We start from the raw sequence: 15,399 nt of genomic DNA, 5'->3' as shown, positions 1-15,399 counted from the left end.
AATACTAAAACAATGGACATAAAAAAAAGGCTATCAAAAACTGATAGCCTTTTATACGTTTTATTTTATTTTTCCTAGTCTAATTTTATTCTAGATTTTGTCAATTGACTATCAGAAGCAAAACTATTTAATTGTCGTTCATTAGAATTTAACTCATTAGACGCAGTAAAAATATCTTGTTTTTTTTGACCATTTCTTCCTGCTTGGCCACCAAGATCAACATCTTCCGTTATCATTGTTCCTTTGTTTGATTCACTATTTATTTTTGGAGTTGCAAAAGAAGTTGCTACCATTACTGTAGAAATTAATGCGAATGTTAAAGCTGCTTTTTTCATGATCTTAGGGTATTAATTTGTTTGATTTATTGTTTTGGGAGATGATTGCTTTTACGCTAATCACAATGCAAAACTAACATCACAAACAAAAAAAATTATATGAAAAAACAGGTTTATGGTAGAACATACCCAATTGGTAGTCAATGGGCATCAATCTAATGTAAACGCTTAATTATTAGACTTCTAAGTAATTTCCTATAGAAAAATCAGCAATAATAAAATCTACATTTGATTTGTAAGTTTTAGAAAAAGGAATCTTTTTGGAAGAGTTTTTTATGTAACAAACTGAGTTTCCGTTATGAATTCTCGAAATGTAATTCTGATTCACAATATAACTGTTATGAATCCGTATGAATGGATGTAATAAAACACTCTCAAAATGCTTTAATGTTTTAAAAGCAGTTATCATTTCGCCGGAATTCAAATAGATATCTGTTGAATTATTATCAGCCTGAAGATAGCAAATATCATCGGCATTTATGTAACGATAATCGCCATATGATTTAATACAAATAACAAGAGGCTTTTCTTCCGTTTTTGGAATTTGAACGAATGGAAGTACCGAAGAAGTTATTTCATCTCTTATTTCAACAGAATCTGTTAGTGAGAAAGCTTTCTCCAGCTTTAAAACTGCCTTAAGCAAATCGCCTGGCAAGACAGGTTTTAATATGTAATCGAGAATACCGTACTGAATGGCATCAAAAGCCAATTCTTTTTTTGTGGTAGTCACAATTACTTTAGGGATAATGGATAAAAACCGATAAAGCTCATTGATAAAAGCAAGCGATAAATTACTGGATAAATCTTCCGGATCAATTTCTAAAAAAACAATTGAAGGCTGATGTTGCAAAACCAAATCTAAACCTTCCTTGTAATTCGTAGCCCACGCCACAAAAGTTAATTCTGAGAAACCTCCCGCGACAGTTTTGGTCTTCAAAATACTTTCTGTATCATCGTCAATGATAATATACGAATACTTTTTCAATGTTAGTTTTTGTTGAATTTTCATGAATCCCCGACAACTATCCAGATAGCCTCATCAATGCTTTTGAAAAATTTATTTTTAGTGGTTTATTCGCAATTAAAAATACAAATTTCAACTATTTTACTATTTCATTGTTAATACATTGCAAATAAATGTTAACACATAAAGGCAAAATGCATATTTCATCGACAAAATACACCATTTTAGATTAAAAAAAATCCCAAATTCCATAAAGGAGTTTGGGATTTATATCATTTGATTTTTGATAAACCTACATTTTCATCAACCAGTTTTTCATTGAGACTTCATTCTCGATTATATCTTTCAATTCAGAAATTTTAACACGATCCTGTTTCATCGTGTCCCTATGACGAATTGTAACCGTTTCGTCTTCGATAGTTTGATGATCTACTGTGATACAAAACGGAGTTCCAAGTGCATCTTGTCTTCTGTAACGACGTCCTACAGCATCTTTTTCATCATACGCTACACTGAAATCCCATTTTAAATCTTCGATAATTTTTTTAGCAATTTCCGGTAGTCCGTCTTTTTTAACCAATGGTAAAATAGCCGCTTTTGTTGGCGCTAAAACTGATGGTAATTTTAAAACTGTCCTTGTTGAACCGTCTTCAAGCGTCTCTTCTTGTAATGAAGTGGCAAAAACAGCCAGAAACATACGATCTAAACCTACTGAAGTTTCAACTACATATGGCACATAGTTTTCATTCAGTTCAGGATCAAAATATTGCAATTTTCTACCTGAAAATTTTTCATGTGCTTTTAAATCGAAATCTGTACGAGAGTGAATTCCTTCTAATTCTTTGAAACCGAATGGAAAATTAAACTCAATATCAGCAGCGGCATTTGCGTAATGTGCTAATTTTTCGTGATCGTGAAAACGGTAATTTTCTTTTCCTAATCCCAATGATAAATGCCATTTCAAACGTGTTTCTTTCCAGTATTCGTATGATTTCATTTCTTCGCCCGGACGCACAAAAAATTGCATTTCCATTTGTTCGAATTCACGCATACGGAAGATAAATTGTCTTGCAACAATTTCGTTTCTAAACGCTTTACCGGTTTGTGCAATTCCAAAAGGAATTTTCATACGACCTGATTTTTGAACGTTCAGAAAATTCACAAAAATACCCTGTGCTGTTTCCGGACGCAAATACAAATCCATTGCAGTATCTGCAGAAGCGCCTAATTTTGTTCCGAACATTAAGTTGAACTGACGTACTTCTGTCCAGTTTCTTGAACCGGTTTCAGGATCAGCAATTTCTAATTCTTCGATTAAAGCTTTTACATCTTCCAGATCTCCATTTCCTAAAGAACGTCCTAAACGCTCTCTAATTTCTGTTTCTTTAGCCAAATATTCAATTACTCTGGCATTTGTAGTTACAAATTCCTCTTCGTTGAAAGCATCTCCAAAACGGGCTTTTGCTTTTTCGATTTCTTTTTTAGCTTTCAGGTTTAGCTTTTCAGCATAATCTTCTACTAAAACATCGGCTCTATATCTTTTCTTTGAATCTTTATTATCAATTAACGGATCATTGAAAGCATCAACGTGGCCTGAAGCTTTCCAAGTCGTTGGATGCATTAATATTGCAGCATCAAGGCCCACAATATTCTCGTTCATCTGAACCATTGATTTCCACCAATATTCACGGATATTCTTTTTTAACTCGACACCATTTTGTGCGTAATCATACACTGCACTCAATCCATCGTATACTTCGCTTGACGGAAAAATATATCCGTACTCTTTTGCGTGCGAAACCACATTCTTTAATAAATCTTCTTGTTTTGCCATAGTGATGCAAAAATATAAAAAGTACGTTTAAAAAAAAGAAAAATTATAAAGATTGAAGCATTGATTTCGTTATTTTTGTAACTAAATTCTTTCTATTTGTGTTTAATTATCTTATTAATCTCTTTTTCCCTAAAGTTTGTGCCGGATGTCATACCATTTTGCTCACCAATGAAAGTGTTTTGTGTACTCATTGTCGTCACGAAATGCCGCTGACACAATATCATTTAGATCCTAAAAACGAAGCTGTCAAGAAATTTTATGGCAAGATTACGATCGAGCATGCTTCAGCCCTTTTGTATTTTAATAAAAAAGGAATTGTTCAGGAACTTATACATAACCTAAAATATAAGGGCCGCGAAGAAATTGGAACTGTTTTAGGCAATTGGTATGTTGAAGACTTAAAACAATTGAATTTAGAAACCCCATTTGACATTATAATTCCTGTTCCGTTACATCCAAAAAAATTCAGGGAGCGTGGCTATAATCAGGTTACTACTTTTGGGAAGGCGCTAGCCAAAGGTTTAAATATTTGTTATGACGACAGTATTTTATATCGAAAAAAATATTCAAAAACCCAGTCCAAGAAGAATCTGGCAGGCAGGTCTGATAATATCGAGAATCTATTTGATGTAATCTTTACAGAAGAAAACCAAAACAAACATTTTTTACTGGTAGATGATGTTTTGACTACTGGCGCAACTCTCGAAGCTTGTTCACGTGCTTTATTAAAAATTCCAGGGTCCAAAATTAGTATTGTCTCTATGGCAATAGCGAATTCTTAAGTTTTAAAATAAATTCAAAAAACAAAAAAATCCAAATTCCAATGACTGCAAAAGTTGGAATTTGGACTTTAAATATTGAAATTTAGAAGTTTAATTTACAATTATTTTCTTAACCGTTCTTTTCTCTCCATCAATGATGGTAACAAGATACATTCCGGAAGATACATTTGACAACTGTATATTTTGTTTCAAATGACGTGTATTATCGAAAGAATTAAAATAAACTTGTTTACCTACAATATTATGTACAAAAACCTCAATTCTATTTAAGGAATCACTCTCTAACTGAATGGTTAAATTTCCTTTACTTGGATTTGGGTATAGCGCAAAATCTACACTTATAAGACTAGGCTCTCCTAAAGTAAACGTTTGATTGCAAATATTTATCGAAGCCGAATTTATTTTTCCAAAATTCCCCACAACGGCATCCCGAACTCTAAAAGTCCAGGTCCCCTTAGGATCCTGACCGTTGAAAGCACTTAACAAATCAACCGGAACAACAATTTGACTTGTTATCAAAGAACAATCCAAAGCTACTCCCGCATCATCATACTGAAGTGCCAAAGTAGACTGTATTCCGCCACAACTTTTATTATATAAATTAACAATTGTTCCTTTTGGACTCACCATCTGAATTTCGACATCAGAAAGTTTATCATGTGTAAAATTCACCATAACATTTACGTCAGATACCGTTCCTGTTGATGCAGGTACATTTACAGTTCTTGTCGTAAAAGTTGTTCCAAAAGGAATATCAAAAGCATTTCCGAAACTATAGGAATCACAAGCTGTAGTTGACGTATAACCCACTGCAAATGATTTGCTATTGATGGCATAATAAATATTCCCTGCAGGTTCCACCAAAACCCTGCAATTTGTAGATGCTTCTACACTTGTTGGAATCTGAACTGTTTCAGTACCATCATTTGCAGTATTTGACGCTAAAACTATAGGAAATGTTAATCCGCCGTCTATAGATAATTTTATGTTTACATTGGAAGAACCTTGCAAAGTATTGGTATTATTGACACTCCATGTTACGGTTTGAAAAGATCCTATTTGCCAACTTACGTCATCTGTATTTTGAGAAGTAACTGCAAATGGCCCCGCGTTGGCCACTACATTTACAATCATGGCATCGGTATTTGTTTGAGCTATGCCCTGAGCGGCATTATCTCTTCCGGTTAAAGTAAAGTGCAATGTTCTTGCAATAGAAGAAACAGACTCCCACATAGTAGTCAACTTATTTTGAAGAACGGTATTTAAAGCCGGCATATATCGAACCTGAGAACTGCCTGGGAGTAAAGATCTAAATAACGGACCATCTGGTTTTGCGGGATAAGCAATACTATTACTATTCGCAGTTGTTGATGATAAAGCACTGTCATTTTGTTCCCAAGTATAAGTAACATTGCCGGAATCTGCACCTGTACCTTTTAAAACAAATGCTGTATTAATTGGAATTGTATAATCTAAACCCGCATTAATCGTTGGGGGATTATTTGTGATTGAACTATTAACCGGACAACTTTTGGCCGCAAGATTATTCTGAATTTGCGAAATACTTACGTATGCAAAATAATCATCTGAGTTATTCTGAACATTATACTTTGTTATTCCTGCGTAACCCATTATCGTAGAACCACTTCCCGGCTCCACGTTTACGCCTGTTCTTTCAGTTCCATCAAAAGAAAAAGTGTGATTAGCTCCCAATTGATGTCCCATCTCATGCGCCACAAAATCAATATCAAAAGAATCTCCCTGAGGCTTGCCATTAGACGGAGATGTATATCCACTTCCTTTACCAATAACATTTGAAGATGTAGGACTGACACAAACACACCCTATACACGCTGCATTACCTCCTCCTCCGGTTGCTCCAAACAAATGTCCAATATCATAATTTCCTTCGCCAATAACACTGGTTAATGTGCTTTGAACTTCTTTGCTCCAATAATCATTTCCATCTGAGTTATCTACGGATGTTCCTATATTGGCATCAGAATAGGGATCTGTCGCAGCATTTGTATAAATTACGGCATCTGTATTGGCAATCAGGATCAACTGTACTGCAAGGTCTTTATTAAAAACGCCATTAACTCTCGTTAAAGAAGCATTCATTCCTGCTAATGCTCCTGCTTTTGTTCCCCCAAAATAAGCCGTATATTCTCCTGTACAAGAAAGCGCCAATCGTAAAGTTTTGAAAACTTTATTGCTTGCTGCCGATTTTGATGTTTTAGATGAAGTATTTGTATTCGAAGAAATAGCTGTGGTTTTGCATTCTAATCGGTTTGTTGAAGTTTCATCATTTTTAGTAAACAAAACATACTCCGCATTATTATCAGGATTTTGTTCTATATATTCAGAAGGTTTGTCCGCACGAAACACCATGGTCTGTACGCCAATTGGCGCCACACTAAAATGAATTTTTGCTGTTTTATCATCTAAACCACTTCCTTCATAAGCTCTGATTTCCGGATATTTTGCTTGTAATTCGGGCTCAAAATTAGAAGATTCCCAAACTGTAAATCTTTCTAAAATACCACTGGAATTTGGAAACGTAATTTCTGTAGTCGCACTTTTTGATGATTGATTAGTTGTTCCGGAAAGCTTAGACCATAAAAAATCCGTATTAAGCTTATAGTAAAGTCTTTCTGAATTAGACGAATTTATTCTTTTGCTCACAGAACCGGAACTCACTTGCTGCCATAAATCATTATTTTGGGCATGAATAGTTGCACAACAAAAAATAAAAAATAAAAAAAGTAGCTTTTTTTTCATACTCGAATTGAATTGAATAATCAAAATTAAGGGAATTAAATTAAATTCTTACATATATAAGACAATTAATGCTTTTTAATCGACGAGTGAGTTCATTTTCACAAAAAGAAACAGATTATAATTAAAAATCAATTGGGCTTAGTATTAAATTTAAAATAGATAGTATAAATTTGCATCATCTTAAATTATTTGTTTTGAAGCTCTTTCATTCTATAAACGATTTTCAGTCAACCAAGAAAACAATTTTAACTCTTGGTACCTTTGACGGCGTACATATTGGTCACAAAAAAATTCTGGAACGAATTACTCAAAATACTGAAAACGGAAAATACGAAAGTTTAGTACTTACTTTTTTTCCGCATCCCAGAATGGTTTTACAAGAAAAATCAGAAATAAAATTACTAAATACTATTTCTGAGAAAACAAAACTTCTGGAAGCAACCGGAATTGAAAACCTTGTTATTCATCCGTTTAATGAAAGTTTCTCACGACTAACAGCAGAAGAATTTGTACATTCTATTTTGGTTAATCAATTTCATATACAAAAAATTATTATTGGACACGATCACCGTTTTGGCAGAAACAGGACTGCGAATATTGATGATTTGATTGCTTTTGGAGCTGAATATGGCTTTGAAGTGGAACAAATTTCAGCTCAGGAAATTCAGGATGTATCCGTAAGTTCAACCAAAATCAGAAAAGCATTAAACGAAGGAAATATGTCCTTGGCCAATGAGTATTTGGGTTATGCTTATTTTTTATCGGGCGAAGTTGTAAAAGGAAGACAATTGGGAAGAACAATTGGTTTCCCGACAGCCAATATCAAAATTGAAGAAGAGTACAAATTAATTCCAAAAAATGGGGTTTATGTAATAAAAGCTTTAGTGGGCGAAAAAGATTTTTTTGGAATGATGAATATCGGCTTTAATCCAACTGTAGAAGGGCAGAATCAAACTATAGAAGTAAATCTATTTGACTTTGATGCTGATATTTATGGTCAGAAAATTGAAGTTTCATTATTAGAATATCTTCGCGAAGAACAAAAATTTGGTTCACTGGATTTACTTACTGCCCAGTTAAATCAGGACAAAAAAGATGCTTTGGCATTTGTGAGTCGACTCTAAGCATTTATTTTTTTAATTTTTCATTCGCTGTTTTTTTGGCGAAAGCTTAATTTTATTTGTTTGTGAAATGTGTAGTCCCTACGGGACAAAACATCTTGTTCAACAAATTTTCTACCAACATGTAATCTCTACGAGATATTCTTCATGGTAGCATTGCAACACAAATCTAAAGCGATAAAATCTCAATCCTAATGTACTATGTTAGGAGTTGAATATTGACAGAATGTTACCATCTATATTCCACAAACACAAATGTCCCATAGGGACTATACTTTCAAGTATTACATTTCTTAAATTATCATCTTTCTGCTTTATTACAACTGCATTCTTCATAGTTTTAACGATTTTTAAATCATCGTAGTTATTTTTTTAGTAAATTTGATATAGAACTCTGTTTATCAAATATTTACTATTAACTTCTTTAAAATAACTGCTATGAAATTACCTAAAGAAATAACCAACGGTTTCTTGATATTCCTTGGAATAGGAATTTATTTTTTATTGATGAACGTATTAGGTTTAGCACATTTGTTCTATTTGCGTACCCTGAATGTATTTTTTATATTTTATGGCGTCAACAGAACAATGAAAATGAACCTTCACGAAGGAGAAACCAATTTTGTATCTAATGCCGTTTCTGCTATGGCAACTTCTGTAGTTGGTGTAGCATTAAGTGTTTTTGGTTTACTCATTTACAGTTATGCCCGAGGTGGAGATGCCTATGTAAAAACATTATCAGAAACTTTTATGTTTGGAGGAAACCCTTCAGTACCAACGTACTGCATTTGTTTATTATTTGAAGGAGTCGCCTCTTCCGTCATCGTCACTTTGATGATGATGTTGTATTGGAACAACAAATATGTCGCCGATTAATTTCCCAAATAACAGAACCTTTTTAAAGCTCTAAAATCATACGAAACACATTCTATGTTTTTAGAGTTTTTTTTTGAAAAATATATTATATCTCATTTACAAAATTCAACATTTGGTGATTAGAACAATTTAACTACTTTTGAAGCTTCAAAAACAATGTATCAATGAGTATTACAAAACACAATTGGACTAAAGACGAGATTATCGCCATATACAATAAACCTATGATGGACTTGTTGTATGAAGCAGCAACTATACATAGAGAAAAGCATGATCCTAACGTTGTTCAGGTATCTACTCTACTTTCTATCAAAACCGGAGGATGTCCGGAAGATTGTGGTTATTGTCCTCAAGCTGCCCGTTACAACACAGGAGTTGAAGGAAATGATTTAATGAGTGTTAGCCAGGTAAAAGCACAAGCTTTGCGTGCTAAATCCAGTGGATCATCTCGTGTTTGCATGGGAGCTGCCTGGAGAAACGTAAAAGATGGTGAAGAATTTGATCAGGTTTTAGAAATGGTTCGTACCATCAATAAACTCGACATGGAAGTTTGTTGTACACTGGGTATGATTACCGAAAATCAGGCGCAACGTTTAGCTGAAGCAGGTTTATATGCCTACAATCACAACTTAGATACTTCTGAAGAATATTATAAAGATGTGATTTCTACCCGTGGTTTTGAAGACCGTTTGCAAACGATCGAGAATGTTCGTAAAACCAATGTTACGGTTTGTAGCGGAGGAATTATAGGGATGGGTGAAAGTATCGAAGACAGGGCCGGAATGCTTGTAGCGCTTTCCACCTTAAATCCACAACCGGAATCTGTACCGATCAATGCTTTGGTCGCTGTTGAAGGGACGCCGATGGAAGAAGAAAAACCGGTTGAAATCTGGGAGATGATTCGCATGGTTGCAACCACCAGAATTGTAATGCCGGATACGCAAGTACGTTTATCAGCAGGAAGAACCAATATGAGTCGCGAAGGACAGGCAATGTGCTTTTTTGCGGGAGCAAATTCTATTTTTGCCGGCGATAAATTATTGACAACACCCAACCCTGATGTTCAGGAAGACATGAAAATGTTTGAATTGTTAGGATTGATTCCACAAAAACCATTTGTAAAAGTTTCACAACCACAAACCGTAGAAGCAGCTGACTCTCAGTTTGCTCCTTTAGGCGAAAAACCTAAATGGTCGAGACCTGGACATAGTATTGAAAGAAACCTTGAAGCTTCGATCAAATCAAAAATTTAGTTAATAGAGTTCATAAATCTCGATAAATATTTTTAAATTGCTTATAACACAGAGTTATAAGCAATTTTTTTATTTAAAGAGATGAAGTTAAAGCAAATCGAAAGGGTAAAAAAGATCTCAAAAGCTGATTTTATTTCCCAATATGTAAAAAATCAAATTCCAGTTGTTGTTGAAGAGCTAACTGAAGATTGGCCGGCTTACCATAAATGGAAACTGCACTATATCAAAGAAATCGCAGGTGATACTATCGTTCCTTTGTACGATAACAGACCCGTAAATCATCAAGACGGCTTTAATGAGGCGCATACTAAAATGAAAATGAGCGATTATATCAATCTTTTAGAATCAAAACCTACTAACTACCGCATCTTTCTTTATAATTTAATGAAAGAGGTGCCAACACTAAAAGAGGACTTTTTGTGGCCTGATATCGGTTTAAAATTGGTCAAGCAAATGCCAATGTTATTTTTTGGTGGAGAAAGCTCTAAAGTATTCATGCATTATGATATTGATTACTCAAACATCCTGCATTTCCATTTTCATGGAGAAAAACAATGTATGATTTTTGCTCCGAATCAGTCCAAATACATGTATAAAGTACCGCACGCTTTGATTTCTAGAGAAGACATCGATTTTGACAATCCTGATTATGACAAATTTCCTGCCCTTGAAAATGCGGAGGGTTTTATTACCAATCTAAAACATGGTGAGATGCTTTATATGCCAGAAGGTTATTGGCATTATATGAAATATTTAACTCCCGGATTTTCCATGAGTCTGCGTGCTTTTCCAAAAAGTATTACCAACTTATCAAAAGCTGTTTATAATGTTTTTATTATGCGTCATTTTGATATTATGATGCGTAAATTCAAAGGCCAGAAATGGATTGATTATAAAAATGAAAAAGCAATCCGGGATACAAATGAGCATTTGCAAAAGACTTTTTTAAGAAAGGTTTCTTAATAAAAAAAGCAACTATAAAATTATAATTCTACAGTTGCTTTTTGCTTTCTTATTATTATTTAAAACACTATTTTTCTGGTTGCTGTAAAATCATTCTCTAGAATTACTTTTACTATTAAAACCTGATTACTGGATGGCAGGTCTTGAATTTGAAGTTTTGTATTCTCAACTTTTTTTGTATTGTAAAGCTGCTTTCCCGTAATATCAAAAATGTTTACTTCTTTTATATTTTCTTTTGATGAAATAATATTAATCATCTTATTTTTTACGGAAACCAAAATACCATTTTCCTGATTTTCAAAATCTTTAGTTCCTAAAGTTGTATTGGTATATCTTAAAACCAAACGATCTGTAAAAGTCCCTACTGCAGTAGTGAAAGTATAATTACTTGCTCGCAAATCATGAATTACTCCTGTTACCTTATCTTCAATATAAATTGCCTGAGTGGTCATATCCCCATCTACTTCGTCTATCGAAATGGTAAAATCACCAGCAATTATCGTTCGATATCCTAACGGAACTAAATCTGAATTTGTAAATGGTAATGCACGGCCCTGAATTATATATTTATTTTCATTTGCAATGCTATAGAAATCGAGATAAGGATTTGCATCAAGAGAAATTCCGTCATATCTGACATCATAATCATTAGTTGCACCTTCTATGTAGGCCACTAATAATTGTTTAAAAACTCCATTTGCATTTGTCATATCGAGCCAAATTCGGTGTTTTTCTAAAACTGTTTCTTTTGAAGAATTTTCGGTTTTGAAGAATTGACTATTGTTGGTTCCGCCTAATCGCATTGAATTGTTAAAATTAACTTTTCCTCCACTTAAAGCATTTACATAAAATGCTTGTCCGGCTGCTATTTTACCTGTTGGTTTTATACCATTGTCAAGTGCCGGATTGTTATTATGTCCTGGATCTGATTTGGCAGACACTCCACCACTTTGGTTATAACTTGCATAATCATCTGTAGTGTACTGCTGTGTTGGTGTAGGCTTTGCCGGAGTATTATGGGTCCAAAAATAAATGGTCCCGTTTAAAATTGAATTTTGACTTATAAGTACATCGGCACTTAAAGCAGACGGATAAGGATTGCCTACCAAATAATAATTTCCTGCAGCCAAAAGTTCGCCTTGCAAATTTCCATTATTAGGAACACCATTGAATAGTGCGGTATAAGTCTGTTTCGTACTATTATTGTAAGTGTCCGGACCTCGAATAATATATCCTTTTCCAACCACCATATTACTTTGCCTGTCTGTCATTACCCATTGTGTACCATCATTACCATAGTATTTAGTAGAAGTCGTAAGAGGCGAAACATCTACTAATTTTTGAGGATTTACCGGAGTAGACCAGTACACATAATCTTTCTGAAAAATTGGTGTAGTTATACGTTCGTAAGCAATACTTCCTGAATTGGTAACATTATTAACCTGTACCAAACTAGAATTATTTTTGAAAGTTAGTAAAGTTCCCGTCGAGGGATCAACAACTAGTCCATTAGTAATCGTTAATGTGTTTAATGCGTTTATAGTTACGCTTATTCCCGCATTTATATGACAAGTGCAACTCGTTAGATCACCAGCGGAAGAAAAATTATCAGCAAATATAATATTTTGATCCATTGTTGGTGTTCCGGCTGACCACCCTCCCGCAGCAGTATAGGTATTGGTTACTAAAGAATTTATAGTAATATTTTGTAAGGCTGCCGAAGAACAACTTCCGGGATATTGAACTGTAAAATTGTATGCTCCGGGAATTAATCCTGTGATCGTATAAGTTGTCAAATCAGAACCGGTCCCCCCTGTATAAGTATTTGAAGAAGTACCAGTTTGTGTAATTACATAATCACTTCTGTTTGGCAAGCCTTTTAGAACTATAGTACCGGTTGGCGCAAGGCACGTAGGCTGCACAGAAGAATTGAATTGAGGAGAAGCTGGTACGTACTGCACTGTTACGGGATAGGTCGCAGTTACTACATAAGGACTTGAACAAGCAGGCGAAGCAGTTACCGTCATTGTTAATGTAACCTGATTCCCTGCATCCGCTGTTGCAGAATTGTATGTTGGGGTTACGGTGGTTGCATTTGTAAGTGTTCCCGCACCATTATGTGTCCATAAAATGGTTCCGTTTGCAGCAGAAGCTCCACTAACAGTAGCAGATCCGTTTGCACAAATCGTTTGCGAACCTGATGAAGCGGCTGTTGGCGCCCCTTGAATATTGATAGTATAACTGGCTGTGGCCGTTTGTGGTGAACAGGAGTTATTGCTTGTAACAGTCATGGTCAAAATAACCGTTCTTGCAGTTCCTCCCAATGATGGGGTATAAGTTGGAGTGAGTGTCGTTGCATTGGTTAATGTTCCTGAACCTCCGCTGAAAGACCATAAAATAGTTCCATTGGTCGCTGTTGCTCCTGTTACAGTTGCAGAACCATTGGAACAAATTGTGGCACTACCTCCTGCTGTGGCTGTTGGCAAAGGAGAAACTGTTACTACAGCTGGCAAAGAAGAAGAGCTTGTACATCCTCCCGCATTTACTACTTTTACAGTATAACTTCCTGCTGCAGCAACTATAATACTTTGTGTGGTTGCCCCTGTAGACCATACATTATTTGTCGCCACACTAGAAGTGAGGGTAACACTACCATTCTGACAAATACTTAAAGATCCTGAAGCAGATATAGTGGGTGCTGAAGGCAAAGTCAGAGTACTTGTAGAAGCAGGAGACGGAATCCCGTATGCACTATCTGCACAACCATTTCTGGCTAAAGCTCTGTAATAATAAATAGTCCCGGGATTTAGTCCCGTAAAAGTATATGATGTTGCTGTAATTCCGGAAAATGTCTGCGTAACTGCAGTAGCCGGAAATGTATTATCTGTAGAAATCTGTATCTGATATGTTAGCGCATTTGTTACAGCCGTCCAATTTGCTGTAAAACCCGTACAAACAACACTTGTAGAGGCTGCAAAAACAACAGTACCGGGGGCAATGGCAGGTTTATATGCAATTGTATTAGAATTAGCACTAATACAAGTTCCGCTAAAAGCTCTGACCCTGTAGAAATAATTTGTTGTATTATTTAAACCCGTAACATTATAGGTAAAAACGTTACCGACATTCAGACTGTTAATTAGAAAACTTCCAAAATTAATGTCTGTAGAAACGTCAAGCACGTAATAACTTGTTCCTGAAACGGCTTGCCAGTTGGCTGTAATCTGTGTACAAGTAGCTCCAGTTCCTGCCAAAGCAACCGGGGCAGTCCCCGAAGAAATTGGCGTAATGTTAACAGTATTGCCTGAACTCAACGTTGAAACACAATTATCACCTGCATTAGCGCTTGTTCCTGATGTCAATGATGTAACTACTAAACTAGTAGTTGCTAAAGTTGTAAAACCGGAAACACTAAAAGTACCACTTCCGCCGGTAGTTACCGTCATACTTACAGGCGTTTGTGTTACACCTCCTAACTGATATGCTACAGTATAGAGCCCTACAGGTAAACCACTGAGAGTTATCGTTGAGGATGTTCCTACGCATACATCAACAACAGATGCTGCAATATTGGTTAAGGAGTAAGTAGGACAAGTATAAGCAATCGTTACTCTTCCTGCTCCTCCTGTTCCACCGGTCCCAACTGAGCCTAAAACGGCTGATTTTGATCCGCCGCCACCGCCTCCGGGTTGAGTACCCGCAATACCATTAGCATTGGCTAATAAGCCAGAAGCACCGGCTCCTCCGACTCCTCCACTATTTCCGCCGGAACCGCCGGAACCTGCAACTGCAGGCAAAAGAGTCTGGCCCGCGCCTCCTGCGCCTCCATCTGCCTTTGTCTGACCTGTTGATGCAGAAGCTAAACCTGCTGCTCCTGCAGCTGGACTACCATCATTTGAATTTGCTGTACCACCGCCACCACCCACGGCAGTAACATAACTGGTGATTAAAGAAGAACCTCCGCCAGCGCCATTACTACTTCCGGCTCCTGCGGTTCCTCCTGCCCCTACAGTAATGGATAAATTTGTATTTACTCCTGCGGGCATCGTATAGGTACCACCGGCAAAAGCACCACCACCACCACCGGCAGCAGCTCTTTGCAAAGATAATAATGGAATTGTGGATCCACCACCACCACCACCACCACCCCAGGCATTCATTGTTACTGACGGAACGCCTGCAGGAACATAAAAAGTAGTTGTTCCGGTGCTTGAAAAAGTAACTGTGGTTTGTGCATAAAAGAATAAGGGGAATGCAACTAGCTGAAGTGTAAGTAAAATTCTTTTCATTGTGGTATCTTTTACATTAAAAAACATAAACTATTGATCAGAAAAAATCTAATAGCATGATTTATAAATACCAGAATAAACAAAACAAAAATAGAGGAAGTCTGATCCTGAAATTACAAGAGAAATAATGATGCAATACGTACTTTTTGTTTCATTTAATTAGGTATTTAAATTCGGCAATCAGTATTTAGGCAGATAAAA

At 35.7% G+C, this 15,399-nt stretch carries 10 protein-coding genes; 5 read left to right on the top strand and 5 right to left on the bottom strand.

What is annotated here, in order from left to right:
• Nucleotides 1–74: 74 nt before the first annotated feature.
• The 3 genes from ACQY44_RS13990 to ACQY44_RS13980 form a co-directional block, all read right to left on the bottom strand.
• On the bottom strand, nt 75–335 hold the full coding sequence (locus tag ACQY44_RS13990; RefSeq protein ID WP_428230944.1) for a hypothetical protein: 261 nt from the start codon (nt 333–335) through the stop codon (nt 75–77).
• Between the two features lie 175 nt (nt 336–510).
• Nucleotides 511–1,344: a LytR/AlgR family response regulator transcription factor gene (locus ACQY44_RS13985; protein WP_428230943.1), complete on the bottom strand. Its 834-nt coding sequence runs from the start codon at nt 1,342–1,344 to the stop codon at nt 511–513.
• A 247-nt stretch (nt 1,345–1,591) separates the two neighbouring features.
• Entirely contained in the window at nt 1,592–3,133 is a 1,542-nt protein-coding gene (locus ACQY44_RS13980) for a glycine--tRNA ligase (protein WP_428230942.1), read from the bottom strand.
• Nucleotides 3,134–3,231: 98 nt separating this feature from the next.
• Between ACQY44_RS13980 and ACQY44_RS13975 the strand changes: the two genes are divergently transcribed.
• Entirely contained in the window at nt 3,232–3,915 is a 684-nt protein-coding gene (locus tag ACQY44_RS13975; protein WP_428230941.1) for a ComF family protein, read from the top strand.
• Between the two features lie 90 nt (nt 3,916–4,005).
• On the opposite strand, the gene ACQY44_RS13970 is transcribed toward ACQY44_RS13975, so the two are convergent.
• Nucleotides 4,006–6,696, bottom strand: a complete 2,691-nt coding sequence (locus tag ACQY44_RS13970; protein ID WP_428230940.1) for a reprolysin-like metallopeptidase — start codon at nt 6,694–6,696, stop codon at nt 4,006–4,008.
• 194 nt (nt 6,697–6,890) lie between these two features.
• Between ACQY44_RS13970 and ACQY44_RS13965 the strand changes: the two genes are divergently transcribed.
• The 4 genes from ACQY44_RS13965 to ACQY44_RS13950 all read left to right on the top strand — a co-directional run bounded on the left by ACQY44_RS13965 (nt 6,891) and on the right by ACQY44_RS13950 (nt 10,909).
• Nucleotides 6,891–7,820 carry a bifunctional riboflavin kinase/FAD synthetase gene (locus tag ACQY44_RS13965; RefSeq protein WP_428230939.1) on the top strand — a complete coding sequence of 310 codons (930 nt, stop codon included), beginning with the start codon at nt 6,891–6,893 and terminating at the stop codon, nt 7,818–7,820.
• 435 nt (nt 7,821–8,255) lie between these two features.
• Nucleotides 8,256–8,693, top strand: a complete 438-nt coding sequence (locus tag ACQY44_RS13960; RefSeq protein ID WP_428230938.1) for a hypothetical protein — start codon at nt 8,256–8,258, stop codon at nt 8,691–8,693.
• 164 nt (nt 8,694–8,857) lie between these two features.
• Entirely contained in the window at nt 8,858–9,946 is a 1,089-nt protein-coding gene (gene bioB, locus ACQY44_RS13955; RefSeq protein WP_428230937.1) for a biotin synthase BioB, read from the top strand.
• An 81-nt stretch (nt 9,947–10,027) separates the two neighbouring features.
• Complete coding sequence (locus ACQY44_RS13950; protein ID WP_428230936.1) at nt 10,028–10,909, top strand: cupin-like domain-containing protein; 882 nt, start codon at nt 10,028–10,030, stop codon at nt 10,907–10,909.
• A gap of 59 nt (nt 10,910–10,968) precedes the next feature.
• Here ACQY44_RS13950 and ACQY44_RS13945 read toward each other — a convergent pair whose 3' ends face one another.
• Nucleotides 10,969–15,198, bottom strand: a complete 4,230-nt coding sequence (locus tag ACQY44_RS13945; protein ID WP_428230935.1) for a T9SS sorting signal type C domain-containing protein — start codon at nt 15,196–15,198, stop codon at nt 10,969–10,971.
• Nucleotides 15,199–15,399 lie beyond the last annotated feature (201 nt).

The organism is Flavobacterium sp. (genome assembly GCF_965277525.1).
Taxonomy (GTDB): Bacteria; Bacteroidota; Bacteroidia; order Flavobacteriales; family Flavobacteriaceae; genus Flavobacterium.
This window is presented reverse-complemented; position numbering and strand designations above follow the sequence as displayed.

Bases quoted from the DNA above. Each gene is read 5' to 3' on its own strand.
- ACQY44_RS13945 (WP_428230935.1), bottom strand. From the start codon at position 15,198: ATGAAAAGAATTTTACTTACACTTCAGCTAGTTGCATTCCCCTTATTC.
- ACQY44_RS13980 (WP_428230942.1), bottom strand. From the start codon at position 3,133: ATGGCAAAACAAGAAGATTTATTAAAGAATGTGGTTTCGCACGCAAAA.
- ACQY44_RS13950 (WP_428230936.1), top strand. From the start codon at position 10,028: ATGAAGTTAAAGCAAATCGAAAGGGTAAAAAAGATCTCAAAAGCTGAT.
- ACQY44_RS13960 (WP_428230938.1), top strand. From the start codon at position 8,256: ATGAAATTACCTAAAGAAATAACCAACGGTTTCTTGATATTCCTTGGA.
- bioB (WP_428230937.1), top strand. From the start codon at position 8,858: ATGAGTATTACAAAACACAATTGGACTAAAGACGAGATTATCGCCATA.
- ACQY44_RS13990 (WP_428230944.1), bottom strand. From the start codon at position 335: ATGAAAAAAGCAGCTTTAACATTCGCATTAATTTCTACAGTAATGGTA.
- ACQY44_RS13985 (WP_428230943.1), bottom strand. From the start codon at position 1,344: ATGAAAATTCAACAAAAACTAACATTGAAAAAGTATTCGTATATTATC.
- ACQY44_RS13970 (WP_428230940.1), bottom strand. From the start codon at position 6,696: ATGAAAAAAAAGCTACTTTTTTTATTTTTTATTTTTTGTTGTGCAACT.